The 18,391-nt window shown below is 72.9% G+C and carries 24 protein-coding genes; 7 read left to right on the top strand and 17 right to left on the bottom strand.

Features of this window, described 5'->3' with window-relative positions:
* Positions 1-185 precede the first annotated feature (185 nt).
* From ABS772_RS24585 to ygfZ, 5 genes are all read right to left on the bottom strand, one after another.
* Positions 186-452 carry an exodeoxyribonuclease VII small subunit gene (locus ABS772_RS24585; RefSeq protein ID WP_350397301.1) on the bottom strand — a complete coding sequence of 89 codons (267 nt, stop codon included), beginning with the start codon at positions 450-452 and terminating at the stop codon, positions 186-188.
* A 97-nt stretch (positions 453-549) separates the two neighbouring features.
* On the bottom strand, positions 550-1,062 hold the full coding sequence (locus ABS772_RS24580) for a tyrosine phosphatase family protein (RefSeq protein WP_350397300.1): 513 nt from the start codon (positions 1,060-1,062) through the stop codon (positions 550-552).
* Positions 1,063-1,069: 7 nt separating this feature from the next.
* Positions 1,070-1,702, bottom strand: coding sequence for an HD family hydrolase (locus ABS772_RS24575; RefSeq protein ID WP_350397299.1), 633 nt, complete (start codon positions 1,700-1,702; stop codon positions 1,070-1,072).
* On the bottom strand, positions 1,699-2,325 hold the full coding sequence (locus ABS772_RS24570) for a DNA-3-methyladenine glycosylase I (RefSeq protein WP_350397297.1): 627 nt from the start codon (positions 2,323-2,325) through the stop codon (positions 1,699-1,701). Before ABS772_RS24570 ends, ABS772_RS24575 begins: the two co-directional genes overlap by 4 nt.
* Positions 2,322-3,176 (bottom strand): CAF17-like 4Fe-4S cluster assembly/insertion protein YgfZ, encoded by an 855-nt coding sequence (gene ygfZ, locus ABS772_RS24565; RefSeq protein ID WP_350397295.1) that lies wholly within the window; start codon positions 3,174-3,176, stop codon positions 2,322-2,324. Before ygfZ ends, ABS772_RS24570 begins: the two co-directional genes overlap by 4 nt.
* A 111-nt stretch (positions 3,177-3,287) precedes the next feature.
* Between ygfZ and ABS772_RS24560 the strand changes: the two genes are divergently transcribed.
* Positions 3,288-4,625, top strand: a complete 1,338-nt coding sequence (locus tag ABS772_RS24560; RefSeq protein WP_350397294.1) for a dihydroorotase — start codon at positions 3,288-3,290, stop codon at positions 4,623-4,625.
* A gap of 257 nt (positions 4,626-4,882) precedes the next feature.
* Here the strand turns inward: ABS772_RS24560 and ABS772_RS24555 are convergent, their stop codons facing one another.
* The 5 genes from ABS772_RS24555 to ABS772_RS24535 form a co-directional block, all read right to left on the bottom strand.
* On the bottom strand, positions 4,883-5,137 hold the full coding sequence (locus ABS772_RS24555; RefSeq protein WP_017483807.1) for a hypothetical protein: 255 nt from the start codon (positions 5,135-5,137) through the stop codon (positions 4,883-4,885).
* 171 nt (positions 5,138-5,308) lie between these two features.
* Positions 5,309-5,764: a TIGR02301 family protein gene (locus ABS772_RS24550; protein WP_238256057.1), complete on the bottom strand. Its 456-nt coding sequence runs from the start codon at positions 5,762-5,764 to the stop codon at positions 5,309-5,311.
* On the bottom strand, positions 5,761-6,270 hold the full coding sequence (locus ABS772_RS24545) for an NUDIX hydrolase (protein ID WP_350397293.1): 510 nt from the start codon (positions 6,268-6,270) through the stop codon (positions 5,761-5,763). Before ABS772_RS24545 ends, ABS772_RS24550 begins: the two co-directional genes overlap by 4 nt.
* Entirely contained in the window at positions 6,267-7,415 is a 1,149-nt protein-coding gene (locus ABS772_RS24540; RefSeq protein WP_350397292.1) for a hypothetical protein, read from the bottom strand. Before ABS772_RS24540 ends, ABS772_RS24545 begins: the two co-directional genes overlap by 4 nt.
* Entirely contained in the window at positions 7,408-8,130 is a 723-nt protein-coding gene (locus ABS772_RS24535) for an SDR family NAD(P)-dependent oxidoreductase (protein WP_110351670.1), read from the bottom strand. Before ABS772_RS24535 ends, ABS772_RS24540 begins: the two co-directional genes overlap by 8 nt.
* Before the next feature lie 298 nt (positions 8,131-8,428).
* Here ABS772_RS24535 and ABS772_RS24530 point away from each other — a divergent pair, with 298 nt between their 5' ends.
* Positions 8,429-8,812 carry a response regulator gene (locus ABS772_RS24530; RefSeq protein ID WP_238256054.1) on the top strand — a complete coding sequence of 128 codons (384 nt, stop codon included), beginning with the start codon at positions 8,429-8,431 and terminating at the stop codon, positions 8,810-8,812.
* 39 nt (positions 8,813-8,851) lie between these two features.
* Here ABS772_RS24530 and pdxH read toward each other — a convergent pair whose 3' ends face one another.
* Entirely contained in the window at positions 8,852-9,496 is a 645-nt protein-coding gene (gene pdxH / locus ABS772_RS24525; RefSeq protein WP_238256053.1) for a pyridoxamine 5'-phosphate oxidase, read from the bottom strand.
* Between the two features lie 87 nt (positions 9,497-9,583).
* Between pdxH and ABS772_RS24520 the strand changes: the two genes are divergently transcribed.
* From ABS772_RS24520 to fabI, 3 genes are all read left to right on the top strand, one after another.
* Positions 9,584-10,147, top strand: coding sequence for an RT0821/Lpp0805 family surface protein (locus tag ABS772_RS24520; RefSeq protein WP_238256052.1), 564 nt, complete (start codon positions 9,584-9,586; stop codon positions 10,145-10,147).
* 153 nt (positions 10,148-10,300) lie between these two features.
* Positions 10,301-11,254, top strand: a complete 954-nt coding sequence (locus ABS772_RS24515) for a DnaJ C-terminal domain-containing protein (protein ID WP_350397291.1) — start codon at positions 10,301-10,303, stop codon at positions 11,252-11,254.
* Positions 11,255-11,493: 239 nt separating this feature from the next.
* On the top strand, positions 11,494-12,321 hold the full coding sequence (gene fabI, locus ABS772_RS24510) for an enoyl-ACP reductase FabI (RefSeq protein WP_238256050.1): 828 nt from the start codon (positions 11,494-11,496) through the stop codon (positions 12,319-12,321).
* A gap of 3 nt (positions 12,322-12,324) precedes the next feature.
* On the opposite strand, the gene ABS772_RS24505 is transcribed toward fabI, so the two are convergent.
* The 3 genes from ABS772_RS24505 to ABS772_RS24495 all read right to left on the bottom strand — a co-directional run bounded on the left by ABS772_RS24505 (position 12,325) and on the right by ABS772_RS24495 (position 15,234).
* Positions 12,325-13,008 carry an MOSC domain-containing protein gene (locus ABS772_RS24505; RefSeq protein ID WP_350397290.1) on the bottom strand — a complete coding sequence of 228 codons (684 nt, stop codon included), beginning with the start codon at positions 13,006-13,008 and terminating at the stop codon, positions 12,325-12,327.
* A 3-nt stretch (positions 13,009-13,011) separates the two neighbouring features.
* Positions 13,012-14,151: an AAA family ATPase gene (locus tag ABS772_RS24500; RefSeq protein ID WP_350397289.1), complete on the bottom strand. Its 1,140-nt coding sequence runs from the start codon at positions 14,149-14,151 to the stop codon at positions 13,012-13,014.
* Positions 14,152-14,235: 84 nt separating this feature from the next.
* Positions 14,236-15,234, bottom strand: coding sequence for a polyphosphate kinase 2 family protein (locus tag ABS772_RS24495; RefSeq protein ID WP_350397287.1), 999 nt, complete (start codon positions 15,232-15,234; stop codon positions 14,236-14,238).
* A 159-nt stretch (positions 15,235-15,393) separates the two neighbouring features.
* Here ABS772_RS24495 and ABS772_RS24490 point away from each other — a divergent pair, with 159 nt between their 5' ends.
* Entirely contained in the window at positions 15,394-15,990 is a 597-nt protein-coding gene (locus ABS772_RS24490; protein ID WP_350397286.1) for a histidine phosphatase family protein, read from the top strand.
* 45 nt (positions 15,991-16,035) lie between these two features.
* Here ABS772_RS24490 and ABS772_RS24485 read toward each other — a convergent pair whose 3' ends face one another.
* Both ABS772_RS24485 and ABS772_RS24480 read right to left on the bottom strand, forming a co-directional pair.
* Positions 16,036-16,164, bottom strand: coding sequence for a hypothetical protein (locus ABS772_RS24485; RefSeq protein WP_350397304.1), 129 nt, complete (start codon positions 16,162-16,164; stop codon positions 16,036-16,038).
* A 105-nt stretch (positions 16,165-16,269) separates the two neighbouring features.
* Complete coding sequence (locus ABS772_RS24480; protein WP_350397285.1) at positions 16,270-17,394, bottom strand: tyrosine recombinase XerC; 1,125 nt, start codon at positions 17,392-17,394, stop codon at positions 16,270-16,272.
* Positions 17,395-17,507: 113 nt separating this feature from the next.
* On the opposite strand from ABS772_RS24480, the gene ABS772_RS24475 reads away from it, so the two are divergent.
* Positions 17,508-17,903 carry a VOC family protein gene (locus ABS772_RS24475; RefSeq protein ID WP_350397284.1) on the top strand — a complete coding sequence of 132 codons (396 nt, stop codon included), beginning with the start codon at positions 17,508-17,510 and terminating at the stop codon, positions 17,901-17,903.
* 15 nt (positions 17,904-17,918) lie between these two features.
* On the opposite strand, the gene ABS772_RS24470 is transcribed toward ABS772_RS24475, so the two are convergent.
* The gene (locus ABS772_RS24470) at positions 17,919-18,287 is read right to left on the bottom strand and encodes a hypothetical protein (protein WP_350397283.1); all 369 of its coding nucleotides are present in this window, start codon (positions 18,285-18,287) and stop codon (positions 17,919-17,921) included.
* Positions 18,288-18,391: the final 104 nt, after the last annotated feature.

The raw sequence follows: 18,391 nt of genomic DNA, 5'->3' as shown, positions 1-18,391 counted from the left end.
ACCGCGTCGGCCACCTTCTGCAGCTCGCTCTCCGGCAGAAGCCGGAGACGATCCGGCGTCTCAAGACCCTCAAGGATCGTCGTGTCCGCTAGTGCCACCGGACCAGCCTCATGCCCAAGGTGAGGAAAGGCGCGCAAACCTCTGCACGCAATGAATGTTCTTGGAATCCGAACCGCACCGGACGCCTACTCGATGTCGAGCGGCGCGGCGCCCGCGGCCCGGCCGTCCGGCCCGATGGCGATCTTCTGGATGCGCGCCTCGGCCCGCTTCAGCAGCGCCTCGCAATGGCGCTTGAGCGCCTCGCCGCGCTCGTAGATCGCCACCGACTCGTCGAGGGGCACGTCGCCGCGCTCCAGCCGGCGCACGATCTCCTCGAGCTGCTCCATCGCCTGCTCGAAGGGCAGATCGTCCGGCACCGGCGCCGCGGACGCGTCGGGTGTATGATTGTTCATACGGGTTTCCTTTGGGGCGGGTTATGACGGGCGACGTGCGGTCGCACAAGCCCGGGTCGATTGCGTGCGACCGATCTTCCCGATCCGCAGCAGCCGATTACGCCAGGGCGATCCGGAACGGCGTTCCCTCGAAAGCCTCCGCGCCGCGGCCGATCCCGGCGATCGCCGCGCTCATCCGTCCCTCGCGGCCGAGCAGGCGGTCGGCGATCTCCACGAACAGGCGGTTCGGCGTGGCGCTCGGCGCGAGCCGCTGCAATTCCCGCGCGAGCTCCGCCTCGCTCGCGGACGGCCTGAGGGCGCAGGCGGCCGCGTAGGCCGCCGCGGTGGAGCGGCTGATGCCGGCGTAGCAGTGGATCACCATCGGCCGTTCGCGCGGCCACGCCGCCACGAAGTCGAGGACGGCCCGCACATGCGCCTCGCCCGGCGGCAGATGGCCATCCATCGGCGCGACGATGTCGCTGAAGCCCACCCGCAGGTGGTGCTCCGGGCGGATCGCGGCCGGGCGCTCCACCGCGCTGCCGAGCGTGGCCAGGGTGACGAGGTGGCTCGCGCCGCTCGCCGCGACGGTCTCGGGCAGGCGCGAGAGGGAGCAGACGTGGAGGCTCGGCATGGTCGTGTCAGTCTCGCGCCCCGCGCTGGAGCGCTTCGAAGCGGGCGAGATAGCACGTCTCGGCTTCCGCCGTCGGCCAACCGGTGACCAGCGCCTCGATCTCGGCCCGAACGGAATCGGGCAGGGCCGGAGGACGGCCGAAGATCCCGTCGGCCTCCGCATTCGAAAAGCCGGCGAGCCGGGTCGCCTCGATCGCCGCGGCGACCCGGTCGGCGCGCTTGACGAGGCGCGACAGGGCCGGGGAGGGGGCGCAGAGCCCGAAGCGCTGGCGGATCGCCGCGAGGAGGCGCCGTTCGACGCTGCGATAGGCGTCGCCGATGGCGTTCTTGAGCGGCGAGATGATGTCGCCGATGACGTATTCGGGGGCGTCGTGGAGCAGCAATTCGAGCCGCTCGGGCGCCCCGAGCCGCGGATCGAGGGCGACGCCGATCGCCTCGACCAGCAGCGAGTGCTGCGCCACGGAGAAGACGTGCGGCCCCGCCGTCTGCCCGTTCCAGCGGGCGACGCGGGCGAGCCCGTGGGCGATGTCGGTGATCTCGACATCGAGCGGCGAGGGGTCGAGCAGATCGAGCCGCCGGCCCGACAGCATCCGCTGCCACGCCCGCACCGGCTTCTTCGGGGCCGAGGCGGCGATGCTCACGGATGGCGGCCCTCGCCCAGCGCCGCGCAGGCGGCGTGGCGGTGGCAGCCGGTGAGGTGGTCGTTGACCATGCCGACCGCCTGCATGAAGGCGTGGACGATGGTGGGTCCGCAGAAGGTGAAGCCCTTCGCCTTCAAGGCCTTGCCCATCTTTCGCGAGACATCGGTTTCGGTGGCGATCGCGGCCCGGCTCGCCGCATTCGTCTGGATCGGCCGGCCGTCGCAGAAGTCCCAGAGGAAGGGCGCGAAGCCCGGCCCCGCCTCCTCGATCGCGAGCCACGCCCGCGCGCCCTGGATCGCGCCGCGGATCTTGGCGCGGTTGCGGATGATGCCGGTGTCGCCCATCAGGCGTTCGACATCGTCGTCCGTGAAGCGGGCAACGCGCTCCGGCTCGAACCCCTCGAAGGCGCGGCGGAAGCCGTCGCGGCGGCGCAGGATGGTGATCCAGGACAGGCCCGCCTGGAACCCGTCGAGGATCAGTTTTTCGTACAGGGCGCGGGAGTCGAACTCCGGCACGCCCCACTCGGTGTCGTGATAGGCGACGTAGAGCGGATCGCTCCCCGGCCACCAGCAGCGCGGGCAGCCGTCGGGATGGAGGACGAGGCCGGAGGCGTCCGCGCTCATCCGGCGGCGGCCGTGTCGGAGGGGAAGGCGAAGGCGGCGAAGTCGGGCTTGCCCACGGCCGCGACCGTGCCGCCCGCCCGCACCGGCTCGCCGGCGGCGAGGGCGTCGCCGAGGCGGTCGAGGCGGATCGTGGCGAGCCCGCGCCCGCCGGCGGCGCTTCCCGTGACCCCGAGGCTGCGTGCGCCGGCCGTCACCTCCGTGCCGGGCTCCGGCGCCGGGCCGTCGCGGTAGACGATGGGCAGGATGCGGGTGCGGGCGGTGCCGCGGTGCTGCATCCGCGAGACCACCTCCTGCCCGACATAGCAGCCCTTCTTGAAGTCGACGCCGCCGAGCTGGTCCATCAGCGCCTCGTGCGGGAAGGCATCCCCGAAGGCGAAGTCGCGCCCCCCCTCCGGCACGCCGAGGCCGATGCGGTGGGCGTGGTAGTCGGCCTCCGTCGCGTCCGCCGAGAAGGCGCCTTCCGAGAAGTACAGCCGCTCGCCGAGCGCCGGCAGGCGCCCGTCGCTGACGCGGATCGTCTCGGCGGCGGTCTCCGCCCCGTCCCAGGCGGCGGCCACGCCCGAAGCCGGATCGGCGGCCACCGTCACCTTGGCGCGCAGACGGTAGAGCCCGAGCCGCTTGACGAGGTCGGCCACGCGCTCGGCGGCGGTGTCGAGGCGGAAGCCGTCCCCGGCGCGGGAGACCAGGAAATCGAACTGGATCTTGCCCTGGGGCGTCAGCAGCGCACCGAGCCGCGCCTCGCCCTCGGGCAGCGTCTCGACGTTGCAGGTGAGGATGCCTTGCAGGAACGCGAGCGCGTCCGGACCCGACACGGCGACGACGGCACGGTCCGGCAGCAGGGCGATCGGCATGGCATCTCCTTAGGCCGCGGCGGACGGACGGCGGCGTTGCGCGCGTGGGACGCCTGACATAAGCCGCGCTGATCCTCGTCTCAATCGCATGATGCGAACCGGGAGAGCCCGATGGAAGCGCCCTTCGACCTCGTCCTGTCCGGCGGCACGCTGGTGAACCACGACGGCGAGCATCGCGCCGACCTCGGCATCCGCGGCGGACGGGTGGCGGCCATCGGCGACCTCTCGGGCGCCTCGGCGCAAGAGCGGCGCGATTGCCGCGGCCTGCACCTCCTGCCCGGCGTGATCGACAGTCAGGTGCATTTCCGCGAGCCCGGCCTCGACCACAAGGAGGATCTGGAGACGGGCTCGCGCGCGGCGGTGATGGGCGGCGTCACCGCGGTGTTCGAGATGCCCAACACCAACCCGCAGACGACGAGCGCGCAGGCGCTGGCCGACAAGGTGGCCCGCGCCCATCACCGGATGCATTGCGACTTCGCCTTCTGGGTCGGCGGCACCCACGAGAATGCGGGCGAGGTGGCCGAGCTGGAGCGGCTGCCGGGGGCGGCCGGGATCAAGGTGTTCATCGGCTCGTCCACCGGCTCGCTGCTGGTCGAGGACGATGCGGGCGTGCGCGCGATCCTCGAGCGCATCCGCCGCCGGGCCGCCTTCCACTCCGAGGACGAGCCGATGCTGCGCGACCGCAAGGGTCTTCGCGTGGCGGGCGACCCCGCCTCGCACCCGGTCTGGCGCTCGCCGGAGGTCGCGGTGAAGGCCACCGAGCGGCTGATCGCGATCGCGCGGGAGACGGGGGCCCGCATCCACATCCTGCACATCTCGACCATGGACGAGATGCCGATCCTGGCGGCCGCCAAGGACGTGGCGAGCGTCGAGGTGACGCCGCACCACCTGACGCTCGACGGCGAGGAAGCGTACGCCCGGCTGGGCACCCTGGTGCAGATGAACCCGCCGGTGCGCGACACCGGGCACCGCGACGGGATCTGGCGCGGGCTGTCCCAGGGGATCGTCGACGTGCTCGGCTCCGACCACGCGCCGCACACGCTTGCGGAGAAGGCCAAACCCTACCCGGATTCCCCCTCGGGGATGACCGGCGTTCAGACGCTGGTGCCGATCATGCTCGACCATGTGAATGCCGGAAGGCTCTCGCTGGCCCGCCTCGTCGACCTGACCAGCGCCGGGCCGAAGCGGCTGTTCGGCATCGCCCGCAAGGGGCGGCTGGCGGTCGGCTACGACGCCGACGTGACCGTGGTCGACCTCAAGCGCCGCGAGACGATCCGCAACGACTGGATCGCCTCGAAATGCGGCTGGACCCCCTATGACGGGGTCACCGTCACCGGCTGGCCGGTGGGCACGGTGGTGCGCGGCACGCCGGTGATGTGGCAGGGCGAGCTGGCCAACCCGTCGCGGGGCGAGGCGGTCGTGTTCGAGGAGGCGCTGCCGACGGGGTAGAGGACCTGCAGGGCGCGGCCCGCCGCGCCGTGTCTTCCTTTATGTAGGGACGGCCTCGCGCATCCGAGGAAGTCTCATCCGGCGCGCGTCGCGGTCTGGATGGCTTCGGCTTCGCCTCGCAATGACGGCGGAACGGACCCGCATCGTCATTGCGAGCGTCAGCGAAGCCATTCAGCAGCGCGACGAGAGCCGGCGTAGCACCTCGTCGTCCGCCTTCCTCAGCGGATCGTCTCGCGTGAGACGGCGACCGTCGCCCCTCAGTGCTGCAGCGTCGTCGTAAAACCGCCGCCGCGGATGCGCTCGGGCAGGGTCTCGGCGTAGCGGGCGGTCGCGTCCTCGCCGTAGGTGGCGACCAGTTCCTGGAAGGCCGCGAACAGGGCGGCCTGCGCCATGCAGTCGCCGTCGATCCCGTCGAGGCAGCCTTCCGCGAAGGCCTCCGTCACCAGCCCGAGCGCGAGGCGCTTGCTCTCCGCATCGACGTCGAAGGGAGCGGTGTCGGAGTCGTGGATCATGGCGGGCGGCTTCGCTTCTCGGCCGGAACAGTGCCGGCAAGACATCGCCACGATACGGCAGCCTTTACGGGCCGGGAAGCAGGGAATTGCGAAGAGGTTAATTCGAAGGGGCAATTGCGAAAGAATTTTGCAACCGCGCCGCAGTGTGGCGCGCCCGCCACAAACGCTCCTCTACCCCCCGAACCGCCCGGCGATGGCGTGCGAGAGCCGCTCGCCCTCCGCGATGTAGCGGCGGGCGGCCTCGCCCGCGGCGGGCGTGCAGACCCGATAGGTCAGGCTGTAGCCGCGGAAGCCGCGGTTGTAGGCGCCGGCCAGCCGGTCGCGGCGGTTCGGGGTGACGCCCTCGCTGTCGAGGATCGCCTTCATCCGCGCCGGCCACTCGACGGCGTCGGGCTCGGAGCAGAGGCTGCGCAGGAAGGCGAGCGCCCCGACGATTTCCGAGAGCCGCATCAGGTCGCGATCATAGGGTGCGGGCGGCGGCTCGGCCGGGGGCGGCGGCTCCTTGTCCTTCTCGGGCGGCTTCGGAGCGGCTCGGGCCGGGCCCGAGCGCTGCTGGGCGAAGGCCTCCGCCGCCGGAGCGAGGGCGAGCAGGGCGGCGAGGATCAGGCGTACGAATCCCGTTCTCATACCGAACCTTTTGCCGACCCTTCCGCCGCCGATCCCACGCGAAAAAACGCCTCGCGCAGGGTGTCGATCAGCCCCGGCGTGGTGGTCAGGTCCGCGATCTCGTCGAGGCGCGCCCAGCGCACGGCGAGGGCTTCCGGCCCCGGCACCGGCTCCCCGGCCCGCCAGAGCGCGGCGTGGGGATGGATGACGTAGTGATGGCGGACGCGGTCCGCCTCGTCGCGCAGGATGATCTCCGTCGGCGTCAGGCTCGGGCCGACCACCTCGGCGTGCACGCCGACCTCTTCCTGCAATTCGCGCAGGGCGCCCGCGGCGAGGGACTCGCCCGCTTCCACGAGCCCGCCGGGCAGGGTCCAGACGCCGCGCATCGGCTCGTTGGCACGGGCGGCGAGCAGCACCCGGCCGTCGCGGATCACCGCGATCGAGACGCCGATCAGCGGGCGGGTCGGAAACAGCCGCCCGTCCTCCGCACCGGCTTCCTCCCTGGCCTCTTGCCCCGCTCCGCTCACGGCGCCGGCACCGCGACGAGGCGTCCGTCGGCGAGGCCGACGAGGATCGTCTTGGCGGTTCCGCCCGCCTCGAGCACGGCGACGCCGTGGGCGGCCGGGGCGGGCAGGGGGATGCGCGCCCGCTCCGCCGGGCTGCCGCCCTTCAGCGACACCACAGCGAGGGCGGAGCGGGCGGCGACCGGCAGGGCGAGGTCGGGCGGGTTGCCGCCGCGGGGAACGGGGGCGGCGAGGTCGGCCTCCTCGCCCGCCGCCGGGCCGGCATAGCCCGGCCCTTCGCCCGCGAGGCTGAACGCCCCGTCGGCGAAGCGCCAGAGCTGGAGCACGCCCTCGCCGTCCGGGGCGCGGATCGCGGCGACCTGCGGCTGGCCGGTTCCCGCGAAGTCGGCGATGGCGGCGAGCGCCAGCGGCGCAGCCTCATTCCCCTTGCCCGCTTGCGGCGGCGTCTGCGCCGCCAGCGTCCAGGTGCCGTCCTTTCCCTTCGCGGCGAGGGCGAGGGTGGAGCCGGCCGCCCCCTGCGCGGTCACGGCGACCACCGCCGGGCGGCCGTCGAGGCGGGTGATGCGGGGCGTGCGGCCGGCGAAGACCCGGTCGTCGCCCGGTGCGAGGGTCTGGGTCGTCACCGGCACCGCCTTCGGCTCGGCGGTGACGCCGAGCGGCTGGCGCTCGCGCAGGGTCAGGACGGCGCCCTGGCCCGGCGCGCCGCCGAGCGCGCGGGTCGGCCCGGTGAGATAGGCGCTCAAGGGTCCGTCGAGGGCGCGGCGGGAACCCGGCACGGCGCCGCGCGGCGTCTCGGCGGCAGCGAAGCCCTCGATCGCCTCGGCGCCGACCAGCGTGGTGCGCAGGCGGTCGCCGTCGAGGCTGAGCACGGCGCCGCCGCCCTCGCCCCAGACCACGACGACCGGCGGCACCGCGGTGCCGGCCGTCGCCTTCGGGTCGGCGCTGGCGGGCGCGCGGGCGACCGGCAGCAGCCCGGAGGTCGCGACCGAGAGGGCCACGTCGCTGCCGGGACCGCGCATCGCCTTGACGGCGAACGGCAGCGTCACCGGCTCGACCTTCGACCGCTCCTTGGGCCCGTCCTCCGCCGCGGGGGCGGGGAGGGCGGTCAGCGACAGCAGGGCGGCGAGAACCGCCCGGCGATCAAACATGCTGGCCGCCGTTGATGTGGAGCTCGGCGCCGTTCACGTAGGACGAGGCTTCGGTGCAGAGGAAGTAGATCGCCTTGGCGACCTCGTCCGGCGTTCCGAGCCGGCGCTGGGGGATCTGCTGCACCAGCTTGTCGGTGCCGGGCGAGAGGATCGAGGTGTCGATCTCGCCGGGCGAGATCGCGTTGACGCGCACGCCGAGCGGCCCGAAATCCGCGGCCATCTCGCGGGTGAGGCCGGCGAGCGCGGACTTCGAGGTGCCGTAGGCCGCGCCGGCGAAGGGGTGGACCCGCGAACCGGCGATCGAGGTGACGTTGACGATCGAGCCCCGCGCGCGGGTCAGCTCGTCGCACAGGCCCCGGGCCAGCAGGATCGGCGCGAAGAAGTTGACCTGGAAGACGCGGGCCCAGTCCTCGTATTCCGTGGTCAGCGCGCCGAGCCGCTCGCCCTCCGGCCCTTTAGGCGAGATGCCGGCATTGTTGACCAGCGCGTGGAGCAGGCCGCCCTCGGCGGCGAGCCGCTCGGCCACCTCCCGCACCCCGCGCACCGTGTCCGCGGCGTCGGCGAGATCGACCTGGAGGTGGTCCTCCGGCCCCATCTCCCACGGGCAGTTCTCGGGGAAGGGATGGCGCGAGCAGGTGATGACGCGCCAGCCCGCGGCGGAGAAGCGCTTGACGGTGGCGTGCCCGATGCCGCGGCTCGCGCCGGTGAGCAGCATCACCCGTCGACGTTCGTTGGATGAGGCCAAGGCCGGGTCCCTCGCTGCCCGCGACGCGCAACCGCGGTGAGCGGGCTCGAGCGGGTCTTCGCCCCAAGGGATAAGCCGCGCCCCGCCGGAAATCCAGGGCCGCGCTGCATTGCGAAACAAGAGGCGAAACGAGCGGCGAAGCGCGCGCGGGACGCGGTGCCCCGGAGCCGAGGCCCCGCCCGCTTTCCGCGCTTGTTCCGCGCCGGTCTTCATGCAACCCCAAGGCGGGGGTCGCGGGTTCGAGGATCGGAGAAGGGATGCGACGCGCGTGAGCGAAGCGGAAGCGAGGCCGACCGTCCTCGTCGTGGAGGACGATGCCGTGACCCGGCACGCCGCGGTCGAGCTGATCGCCGAGGCCGGCTACGCCGTGCGCGAAGCCCGCAACGGCAACGAGGCGATCCGCATGCTCGACGCGAGTCAGGACACGGGCGAGGCGGTCTGCGTCGTCGTGACCGACATCGACATGCCGCTCGGCATCGACGGCATCAAGCTCGCCGCCTGCATCGACCGGCGCTGGCCGGAGGTCGGCATCGTCATCACCTCCGGCAAGGTGCGGCCCGCCCCCGGCGACGTCCCGGCCGACGGCCTGTTCATCCGCAAGCCCTACACCGAGGAGAGCCTGATCACGGCGATCCGCTCGGTGATGCCCTGACCCGGCCGCCGATCAGGCATCGATGCCGGGAGGGCGGCGTCAGGGATAGAGCCGCGCGCGGGCCCAGCCGTCGCCCTCGCGGGTGAAGCGGACCCGGTCGTGCAGGCGGTAGGCGCCGTTCTGCCAGAACTCCAGCTGCACCGGGGCGATGCGGAAGCCGAGCCAGTGCTCGGGACGCGGCACCGGGCCGTTCTCGTACCTCTCCGCCAGGGCGGCGACCTCGGCCATCAGGGTCGGCCGGTCGAGGAGCGGGCGCGATTGCCGGCTGGCGATGGCGCCGATCCGGCTGTCGCGGTGACGGCTCGCGAAATAGGCGTCGGCCTCCTCGGGCGTCACGGGGGAGACGGGGCCGCGGGCGCGGATCTGCCGGCCAAGCGACTTCCAGTACAGCACCGTCGCCGCCTGCGGGTTGGCCAGCAACTGCCCACCCTTGGCCGATTCGGCGTTGGTGTAGAAGACGAGCCCTCGTGGATCGTAGCCCTTCAGCAGCACCACCCGCACGTCGGGCAGGCCGTCGGGGCCGGCGGTGGCGAGCGCCATGGCGTTGGCATCGACGGGCTCGGAGGCTTCCGCCTCCGCCATCCAGGCGGCGAACAGCGCCCAGGGGTCGCCGGACAGGGTGAAGTCCTCCGGATGCACCGGCAACGCCTGCGCATCACCCTCTCTTAACCGATCGATGGCCATTTTCGTCCCTGTGGCAGCCGGGTCGGGGGGCACCGACGTCGGGCAGCACACCCCGTCGGACCCCGTTCTGTCTCGAGTTCAGGTGTAATGCGTCTGCGTCCGTGTAAAGCCCTCGGCACAGCCCTCGTTCGCGCGCGCTCCGCCGAAGGAGAGGCTGTCTCGACGCGCGGGTCCGCGCCCCGGCACGGCTTCACCGGCCGGGTTGCGGGCCGGATCGCGGGGCTGCTGACCCTCGGCCTCGCCGCCCTCTCCTGCGGTGCCTGCAGCGGACCGATCCTGTCTTTCAAGAGCGAGGAGGCGCCGGCCGCGCCCGAACCGCTCGTCACCGGCAGCATCCCGAAGCGGCCCGCGAGCTTCGGGCGCGACCTCGACGGCGAGGATTGGCGCCGGGCCCACGCCGCGCTCTCCGTCGCCCTCGATCCGCAGGGCAACGGGCGCCCGGTGAAGTGGGAGAACCCGGAGACCGCCATGCGCGGCGCGATCAACCCGACCGGCCTGCCCTACGTGGCCGGCGACGAGATCTGCCGCGACTTCCTCGCGACGGTGGTCGGCGGCGCCAACAACCGCTTCGTGCGCGGCACCGGCTGCAAGCCCTCCGGCGGGGAATGGGAGCTGAAGCGGCTGCGCGCCTCCGGCGAGGCCAAATCCTGAACGCTGTCCGGAAGCGGCTCGCGAAAAATCCGTGCGGGGTGCGGTGAACGTGGTGAATAAAGGTGTTGCAGAACCGCAACGCCTTTCCCACGTTGTAGCCACGCGGCAGAGGCCGTATCCCTAGACGGTTGCGACCCCCACAAAAGAATCCCGATGCGAAACCCCTACGACGTTCTGGGCGTGGCCAAGGGCGCGGGCGAGGCCGAGATCAAGAAGGCCTTCCGCAAGCTCGCCAAGGCGTACCACCCCGACAGCAACAAGGATCCGAAGGCCGCCGAGCGCTTCGCGGAGGCGAACACCGCCTACGAGATCCTCGGCGACAAGGAGAAGCGCGCGCAGTTCGACCGCGGCGAGATCGACGCCGAGGGCAAGCCGCGGGCGACCGGCTTCGAGGGCTTTTCCGGCTTCGGCGGCGGGCGCGGCGCCGGCTTCGACTTCGAGGGATTCACCCGCGCCCGCGGCGCGGGCGGCGCGGGCGGTGCCGGAGCGGGACCCGGCGGCATCGGCGAGGACTTCATCAGCCACATCTTCGGCGAGGCGTTCCGCGCCGGCGGCGCCGGGCCCGGCGGGTTCGCCCGCGGCGGGCCGGCCCGCGGCGAGGACGTCGCGGCCGAGCTCAGCGTCACGCTGGAGCAGGTCGCGGGCGAGGAGAAGATGCGGATCGGCCTGCCCGGCGGGCGCGACGTCGACGTGATGATCCCCAAGGGCGTCGTCGACGGCCAGACCATCCGCCTGCGGGGGCTGGGCGGCTCGGGCGGCCCGCGCGGCGAGCCCGGCGACGCGCTGCTCACCATCCGCGTCCTGCCCCACCCGCTGTTCAAGGTGGAGGGCGCGGACCTGCGCGCCTCCGTCGACCTGCCGCTGGAGGATGCGGTGCTCGGCGGGACCCTGCGCGTGCCGACGCTCACCGGCGCGGTCGAGATGAAGGTGCCGGCGATGACGAGTTCCGGCCGCACCTTCCGCCTGCGCGGCAAGGGCCTGCCGAAGAAGGACGGCACCCGCGGCGACCTGTTCGCCACCACCGCCATCACCCTGCCGGCCAGCGACGACGCGGCCCTGACCGACTATGCCCGCCGCCGCCGCGAGGCCAAGGCCGGGACGGCCTAAGGGTCGGCGAAGTCCGCGGAGCGGGCCCCGGCATTCTGCCGCGGCGCCGAGCGGAGCGAAAGCCTGAAGCCGCGGAGGCGGCCGCCGGCGCTTGAGGCGAAAGTCAATGAGACCGGGATCGCCGTCCGGCGATCCCGGACGCCTTCAGGCTTCCCCCCCCGGCCACCCTCCGCTAAGGAAGCCCCCGGCGCAGGGCCGTCCCTCGAGAGGCGCCCGCGCGGCCGAAGCGAAGGTGACGCATGTCGGAACAGAAGCCGGGCGGGCTGCTCGCGGGCAAGCGCGGGCTGGTGCTGGGAGTGGCCAACAACCGCTCGATCGCCTGGGGCATCGCCCGAAGCGCCGCCGCCCACGGGGCGGAGCTGGCCTTCACCTACCAGGGCGAGGCGCTGAAGAAGCGCGTCGAGCCGCTGGCGCGCGAGTTGAACGCGCACGTGGTCGGCCATTGCGACGTCACCGATCCGGCCTCGATCGATTCCGCGTTCAAAGCGACCGCCGAGCTGTTTCCCGAGGGCATCGACTTCGTCGTCCACTGCATCGCCTTCTCCGACAAGGACGAGCTGACGGGCCGCTACCTCGAAACCTCGGAGGCGAACTTCACCAAGTCGCTGCTGATCTCCTGCTACTCGTTCACCGCCGTGGCGCAGCGGGCGGAGAAGATCATGCGCGAGGGCGGCTCGATGCTGACCCTGACCTATTACGGCGCCGAGAAGTGGATGCCCCACTACAACGTGATGGGCGTCGCCAAGGCCGCGCTGGAGGCGTCGGTGCGCTACCTCGCCGCCGACCTCGGCCCGAAGCAGATCCGCGTCAACGCGATCTCGGCCGGGCCGATCAAGACGCTGGCGGCCTCCGGCATCGGCGACTTCCGCTACATCCTCAAGTGGAACGAGTACAACGCGCCGATGCGCCGGACCGTGACCATCGAGGAGGTCGGCGAGACCGCGGCCTACCTGTTCTCCGACATGTCCCGCGGCATGACCGGCGAGATCCTGCACGTCGATGCCGGCTACCACGTCGTCGGCATGAAGAACCCCGACGCGCCGGACATCACCCGCGAGCGGGACTGAGGCTCACTCCGCCTCCCCGAGCCTCCGGCGCCAGTCCTCCACGGCGCCGCTCGCGAGCCGGCGGGCGGCAAGCGCCCGCCAGGATTCGGTCAGCGGCGCCAGCGCGGCGATCTCGCGCAAGGCCGCCGCGTTCAGGCGATCGACGTAGACGTGGTGCAGGAGCCGCGACAGCGGCCAGTCCGGATGCGGGCGCTCCACGAGGTCGAGCGCCTCCCCCGCCGCCACGGCGCCGGGCTCGATCACCCGGTAGTACCAGCCGGTGCGCCCGCTCGCCTGCACCCGTCGGGCCATGTCCGGCACGCCGAAGCGCAGGTTCAGCTTGAAGCAGGGCTGGCGCGCCTGCGAGACCTGGAGCAGGGCGCTGCCCGCCCGCCACAGGTCGCCGACGCAGACCTGGGCTTCCGTCAGACCGTGCGACGAAACGTTCTCGCCGAAGGCGCCGGGCCGCTCCAGCAGGTCGGGCAGGCCGGGCAGTTCGCCGCGCCACGCGGCGGCGTGGTCGAGGGCGTAGTGGTGGACGGCCTTCTCCGGGCCGCCGTGGAAGCGGCGGTCGGCCTGCGCGTCGCCTGCGAGCCCGAGCGGCCCCACCGCGACGGGACCCTCCACGGGGGCCTTGGCGATGGCACTCGTCGTCGTCCCGAGCGGCGCGGCGCGCCCGGTCAGCACGGCCTCGATCACGACCCGCATGGCTCACGCGTCCTCGTCGGAAAAGTCGCCGGCCAGCCGCAGGCCGTCGATCCAGGTCGCGCCCTCGCGCTTGAGCACCAGGCGGGGACGCACCCCGCCGGCTTCGGCCAAGGCCGCGGCGAGGCGCTCGGAATGCGTCACCAGCCAGACCTGCGTGCGCCGCGCCGCCCGGGCGATCATGCGCGCCAGCGGCTCCGTCAGGTCCGGATGCAGGCTGGTCTCGGGCTCGTTCAGCGCCAGGAAGGGCGGCAGCCGGTAGGCGAGCAGCGCGCCCGCGAGGGCGAGGTAGCGCAGCGTGCCGTCGGAGAGTTCGGACGGCTCGAACACGCGCTTCGGATACTCCGAGAAGATCACGCCGAACCGCGCCTCGCGCGCCGGCGGCGGGATCACGAGGCGGGCGCCGGGAAAGGCGTCGGCGAACGCTCCGTCGAGGTCGGCGGTGTCGCCGCGGATATGGGCGAGGGTGGCGAGGACGGCGGCGAGGTCGGCACTGTCCGAGGCCAGGGTCGGCGTCGTCACCGCGAGGCAGGGGCGGCGCAGCGGCGAGCCCGCATCGGTGCGCACGTCGTGATAGAAGCGCCACGCGCCGAAGGCCTGCCGCACGATCTGCAGTTCGGGAAAGCGCACCGCGTCCTGAAGCGCGGCGAGCGCCGTCTCGGTCGGCAGCAGGCTCACGCCGAGGGGGCGCTTGCGGCCCTCCTCGTCGCGCACGAAGCCCGCCGGCCCGTCACGGTCGAGCACCGTGACCGGACGCGCGCCGGTCTGCACGGTGAGGCGCTCGGTCTTCACCTGCGGCTCCAGGGCGAAGGCCGCCGCCGTCACCGGCGGCGGGATCCCGATCTCGACGGCGTAGCTGTAGCTCTGGCCCGTGGCCTCGTCGGACAGTTCGGCGGAGAGCCGAACCCGCGCCGGCTCCGCCTTGCGGCGCGGGCCGGCCCAGAGAACCGAGTCCATGCCGCCCTCGGCGGCGAGCACCCGCGTCAGCGTGCCGGAGGCGGCCGCCTGGAGCAGGGCGAGGGCGCGGTAGAGGTTGGTCTTGCCGGTGCCGTTGCCGCCGACGAAGACCGAGAGCGGGCCGACCGGGAAACGGATGCTCCTCAGCGAGCGATAGCCGGCCGCCTCGATCTCCCGAACCACCGGCATCGGTGCTTTCCCTCAAACCTCGGCGGGCGTGGAACTAGACCGCCCAGCTACCGATTCGGGAAGGCAAATTGGGCGGACTCGGCCTCAATCCGGCACCTTGATGCCCTTCAGCCCCTTGGGCGGGTCCGGGAAGCGCGGGTCCATCGCCTCCAGCGTGTCGGCGATGGTCTTGGCGACCATGACGTTGCGGGCCCACTTCCGGTTGGCCGGCACCACGTGCCAAGGGGCGTAGGGCGTCGAGCAGCGGGCAAGCGCGTCGTCGAAGGCGGCCTGGTAGGCGTCCCAGGCCTTGCGCTCGACGAGGTCGGCGGGGTCGAACTTCCAGTGCTTCTCCGGGTCGGCGAGGCGCGCCTCCAGGCGCTCCTTCTGCTCGTCCTTGGAGATGTGCAGGAAGAACTTGAGGATCACCGTGCCTGAGAGCGTCAGCAGCCGCTCGAAGTCGTTGATGAGCCCGTAGCGCTCGCGCCAGGTCTCCTCCGGCACGAGCCCCTTCACCCGCACCACCAGCACGTCCTCGTAATGGCTGCGGTTGAACACGCCGATCAGGCCGCGGCCGGGCGTGCGCAGGTGGTAGCGCCACAGGAAGTCCTGATCGAGTTCCTCGGCGCTCGGCACCTTGAACGACCAGACCCGGCAGCCCTGCGGGTTCACCCCCTCCAGCACGTTGCGGATGGTGCCGTCCTTGCCGCCGGTGTCGATCGCCTGGAACACCACGAGCAGGGCGTGGCGGCGCTCGGCGTAGAGCATTTCCTGCAGGTGCTTGATCCGCGCGCGCTGCGCGTCGAGCGCGGCCTTGGCCTCCGCCTTGTCGAGGCCGCCGGTGGCGTCGGGATCGATGGCGGCGAGGCTGACGCTCCGGCCGGGTTCGACGGTGACGATGCCGGGGGCGGCCGGCGGCAGGACCGGGTGAAGGTGCGGCGACAGGCTCGGCGCCGTGCCGCTCCCCGCGATCGCGGCCCGGGCCCAGCCGGCGAAGGAGGGCGGATGGTCGCGCCAGCCCGCCTGCGACTTTGTTTCCGCGGCTTTGTCACCCCCTTTGTCACTCGCGGAGCCGCTGCCGTCCTTGCCGTTCTTGCGCGCCATACCGAAGATTACCTGCTCACGAGCCGCTCGCGAGGCCGCCGGGGCGGCCCCGCAGGAAGGGAAAAGCTTGGAGCCCCAACAGATGCGCCGCCTTCGCCGTTCCCGATCCGGCGCGTCGGGGTCTTCGCGGGGATGCTCCGGTCGCTGCGGAGCGGGGGCATGAGCCGGGTGCCGACGATCTGGTTCGTGCGCCACGGCCAGACCGACTGGAACGCGGAAGGGCGGCTCCAGGGCCACCGCGACACCGAACTCAACGCCAACGGGCTCGCCCACGCGGCGGAGGCGGCCGAGCGCCTGCGCCGGGTCGCCGGGGCGGAGCTGCCGACGGCCGACTACGTCGCGAGCCCGCTCACCCGCGCCCGCCGGACGATGGAGATCCTGCGCGCCGGCATCGGCCTGCCGGCGGCGGGTTATCGCGCCGATCCGCGGCTGCGGGAGATCGGGTTCGGCGCCTGGGAGGGCCAGACCTGGGCCGAGATCCGGCGGCGCGATCCCGCAGGCGCTGCCGCGCGCGACCGCGACCGCTGGGGCTACCAGCCCCGCGGGGAGGGCGCGGAGAGCTACGCCATGGTCGAGGCGCGGGTGGAGGAGGTGGTGGCGGAGCTACGCCGCCCGACGGTGATGGTCGCCCATGGCGGCGTCGCCCGGGCGCTGCTGGTCATCCTCGGCCATCTCGACATCTACACCGCCCCGCGGCTCGGCATCCGCCAGGGCAGCATCCTCGTCGTCGAGCCCGAGGGTTGGGGCTGGGCGTGAACGCGATTCGGCGCGCGCGCCGGATTACGGCGCCCGGAGCCGCCGTCAGGCGCGGGCGGCGCGCCCGCGGGCGAGCAGCCGCACGGCGGTGACGGGAAGCAGCAGCGTCTTCACCGTCGCGGTCACGGCGAGGACGGCGACGACGGGCAGGATTGCGAGACAGATTCCGCTCACGCGCATCGGACACTCCCTGAAGCTTCTGACTCGGCGGCGCCGCGCCGCCCGGTTGATGACAATCCGCCACTCAATCGCGGCAAGACCAAGGTAAACGGAGCCGACTCACGCATTTCTGCGCTCCGGCCGGTGTTCCGGACCGCGCCCCGCCGCGGCGGCCGGCCGGGCAGCATGGCCGGATCGGGCGCTCGGGCCCTGCGCCGGCTCAACGGCCTCGGTCCGCGCCGGACCCGATTCGGCTCGCGGCGGCAGCCGCCGGGCGCGGGGATGGGCGTCCTCGAAGGCGCTCATCAGGCGGGCGGCATCGACCTTGGTGTAGATCTGCGTGGTCGAGAGCGAGGCGTGGCCCAGAAGCTCCTGGATCGCCCGCAGCTCCCCCTGGCGGGCGAGCAGATGCGTCGCGAAGGAGTGGCGCAGGGCGTGCGGGGTCGCGCTCTCGGGCAGGCCGAGCGCGCCGCGCAACGCGGCCACCGCGTACTGCACCACCCGCGGCGAGAGCGGGCCGCCCTTCACGCCGACGAAGAGTGGTCCCTGCGGGTTGAGGGGATGGGGGCAGAGCGACAGGTAGGCGGCCACCGCCTCGGCCACCGCCGGCAGCACCGGCACGGCGCGGACCTTGCCGCCCTTGCCCGTCACCCGGACCTCGTCGATGCCCGGCACCGGCGCGTCGCGGGCGCTGAGCCCCAGCGCCTCGGAGATGCGCAGGCCCGAACCGTAGAGGAGGGCGATCACCGCCGCGTCGCGGGCGAGCACCCAGGGGGCGCGGTCGTCGTCGGGCCGGGTCTCGGGCGCGGTCATCGCCCGCGCGGCCGTCACCGGTACTGGGCGCGGCAGGCGCCGCTCGACCTTGGGCGAGCGCACGGCGCCGAGCGCCGCCACGCTGCCGTGGCCCTCCCGTTCGAGGAAGCGGGCGAAGGAGCGCAGGCCCGCCAGCATCCGCATCAGCGAGCGCCCGCCGATCCCCTCGGCCCGGCGCGCGGCCATGAAGGCGCGCAGGTCCCGCGGCTTGAGAGCGATCAGCCCGGCGATGGTCGGCGTGCCGGAGCGGGCGGCGCGATGGGTCAGGAACTGGCGCAGGTCCCGCTCGTAGGCCTCGACGGTGTTGGCGGCCATGCGCCGTTCCCGCGCCAGCGCCTCGCGCCAGCCCAGCATCGCCGCGCGCAGGGCGGCGTCGCCCGGCGGCAGCAGGGCGTCGGGATCGACGGCTCGGGGGGACGCGGCGCGCATCATCGCGGAGCAGCAAAGATCCCTTAAGGTTGACGAAGGGTAAACGGCCCAGACCCTTTCCGCCCGGCCGGCCCCGCGCCAGATGAGCGCGCATCCGCTCGAGGGAGAGAGGGCCGATGGCCAAGCCCGTCCACACCATGATCCGCGTCCGCGACGAGGCGCGCTCGCGCGACTTCTACGCCCGCGCCTTCGGCCTGGAGCCGGCCGACCGCTTCGACTTCCCGGACTTCACGCTGCTCTACCTGCGCGACCCGTCCTCGCCGTTCGAACTCGAACTGACGGTCAACAAGGACCGCTCAGAGCCCTACAACCTCGGCGACGGCTACGGCCATCTCGCCTTCGTGGTGGAGGACGCGGCGGCCGAGCAGGCGCGCTTCGAGCGCGAGGGGTTCTCGGTGACGCCGGTCAAGACCCTCAAGCACGGCGAGACCGCGCTCGCGACCTTCTTCTTCGCCACCGACCCGGACGGCTACAAGATCGAGGTGATCCAGAAGGGCGGTCGCTTCGGCTGACCGTCTCGCCGGAGGTTAAGGCGCCGTCTCCAGCCGCTCGAGGGCGGCGAGCGCCTTCTCGCATCCTTGTGCGGACGGCGCCGGCAGGCTCGTCTCCAGGCGCATCGCGTCGTCGAGGGACAGGGCGTAGCGCTCCTCGGTGAGCGCGCGGCCGACCGCCGCCAGCATGCGCTCGCGGCCGGCCCTCAGCACGCGCTCCACCCGCTCGCGCTCCGCGCCGCAGGCGAGCGCCCGGCCCAGGATCTTACCCTGGCGCTCGCCCTCGACCTGCGGGATCACCAGCGGCCGGGCGCCGCCGGCGTCGGGCGGCGTCTGCGCGCGGGCCGCACCGGCGGCGAGGAGGGCGAGCGCGAGGCCGGAGAGGCGGCAGGCCGCTGAACGCATCGAACGTTTCCTTCCTGTCTCGGGATCGCGCGAGGCTGACGGGCCGCGTGCGTTCCCTCACGCTCTCGGAAACGAATCTCGGCCACGGTCAAGCCGGAAACGAC

It is taken from the genome of Methylorubrum podarium (assembly GCF_040270385.1).
GTDB lineage: Bacteria > Pseudomonadota > Alphaproteobacteria > Rhizobiales > Beijerinckiaceae > Methylobacterium > Methylobacterium podarium.
The sequence above is the reverse complement of the archived record's forward strand: the minus strand, read 5'-3'. Positions and strand labels throughout refer to the sequence as shown.

What these genes read in the sequence shown, in the direction of transcription:
- ABS772_RS24585 (WP_350397301.1), bottom strand. Translation starts at nt 452, where the DNA reads ATGAACAATCATACACCCGACGCGTCCGCGGCGCCGGTGCCGGACGAT.
- ABS772_RS24580 (WP_350397300.1), bottom strand. Translation starts at nt 1,062, where the DNA reads ATGCCGAGCCTCCACGTCTGCTCCCTCTCGCGCCTGCCCGAGACCGTC.
- ABS772_RS24570 (WP_350397297.1), bottom strand. Translation starts at nt 2,325, where the DNA reads ATGAGCGCGGACGCCTCCGGCCTCGTCCTCCATCCCGACGGCTGCCCG.
- ygfZ (WP_350397295.1), bottom strand. Translation starts at nt 3,176, where the DNA reads ATGCCGATCGCCCTGCTGCCGGACCGTGCCGTCGTCGCCGTGTCGGGT.
- ABS772_RS24560 (WP_350397294.1), top strand. Translation starts at nt 3,288, where the DNA reads ATGGAAGCGCCCTTCGACCTCGTCCTGTCCGGCGGCACGCTGGTGAAC.
- ABS772_RS24555 (WP_017483807.1), bottom strand. Translation starts at nt 5,137, where the DNA reads ATGATCCACGACTCCGACACCGCTCCCTTCGACGTCGATGCGGAGAGC.
- ABS772_RS24550 (WP_238256057.1), bottom strand. Translation starts at nt 5,764, where the DNA reads ATGAGAACGGGATTCGTACGCCTGATCCTCGCCGCCCTGCTCGCCCTC.
- ABS772_RS24540 (WP_350397292.1), bottom strand. Translation starts at nt 7,415, where the DNA reads ATGTTTGATCGCCGGGCGGTTCTCGCCGCCCTGCTGTCGCTGACCGCC.
- ABS772_RS24535 (WP_110351670.1), bottom strand. Translation starts at nt 8,130, where the DNA reads ATGCTGCTCACCGGCGCGAGCCGCGGCATCGGGCACGCCACCGTCAAG.
- pdxH (WP_238256053.1), bottom strand. Translation starts at nt 9,496, where the DNA reads ATGGCCATCGATCGGTTAAGAGAGGGTGATGCGCAGGCGTTGCCGGTG.
- ABS772_RS24520 (WP_238256052.1), top strand. Translation starts at nt 9,584, where the DNA reads ATGCGTCTGCGTCCGTGTAAAGCCCTCGGCACAGCCCTCGTTCGCGCG.
- ABS772_RS24515 (WP_350397291.1), top strand. Translation starts at nt 10,301, where the DNA reads ATGCGAAACCCCTACGACGTTCTGGGCGTGGCCAAGGGCGCGGGCGAG.
- fabI (WP_238256050.1), top strand. Translation starts at nt 11,494, where the DNA reads ATGTCGGAACAGAAGCCGGGCGGGCTGCTCGCGGGCAAGCGCGGGCTG.
- ABS772_RS24505 (WP_350397290.1), bottom strand. Translation starts at nt 13,008, where the DNA reads ATGCGGGTCGTGATCGAGGCCGTGCTGACCGGGCGCGCCGCGCCGCTC.
- ABS772_RS24500 (WP_350397289.1), bottom strand. Translation starts at nt 14,151, where the DNA reads ATGCCGGTGGTTCGGGAGATCGAGGCGGCCGGCTATCGCTCGCTGAGG.
- ABS772_RS24495 (WP_350397287.1), bottom strand. Translation starts at nt 15,234, where the DNA reads ATGGCGCGCAAGAACGGCAAGGACGGCAGCGGCTCCGCGAGTGACAAA.
- ABS772_RS24490 (WP_350397286.1), top strand. Translation starts at nt 15,394, where the DNA reads ATGAGCCGGGTGCCGACGATCTGGTTCGTGCGCCACGGCCAGACCGAC.
- ABS772_RS24480 (WP_350397285.1), bottom strand. Translation starts at nt 17,394, where the DNA reads ATGATGCGCGCCGCGTCCCCCCGAGCCGTCGATCCCGACGCCCTGCTG.
- ABS772_RS24475 (WP_350397284.1), top strand. Translation starts at nt 17,508, where the DNA reads ATGGCCAAGCCCGTCCACACCATGATCCGCGTCCGCGACGAGGCGCGC.
- ABS772_RS24470 (WP_350397283.1), bottom strand. Translation starts at nt 18,287, where the DNA reads ATGCGTTCAGCGGCCTGCCGCCTCTCCGGCCTCGCGCTCGCCCTCCTC.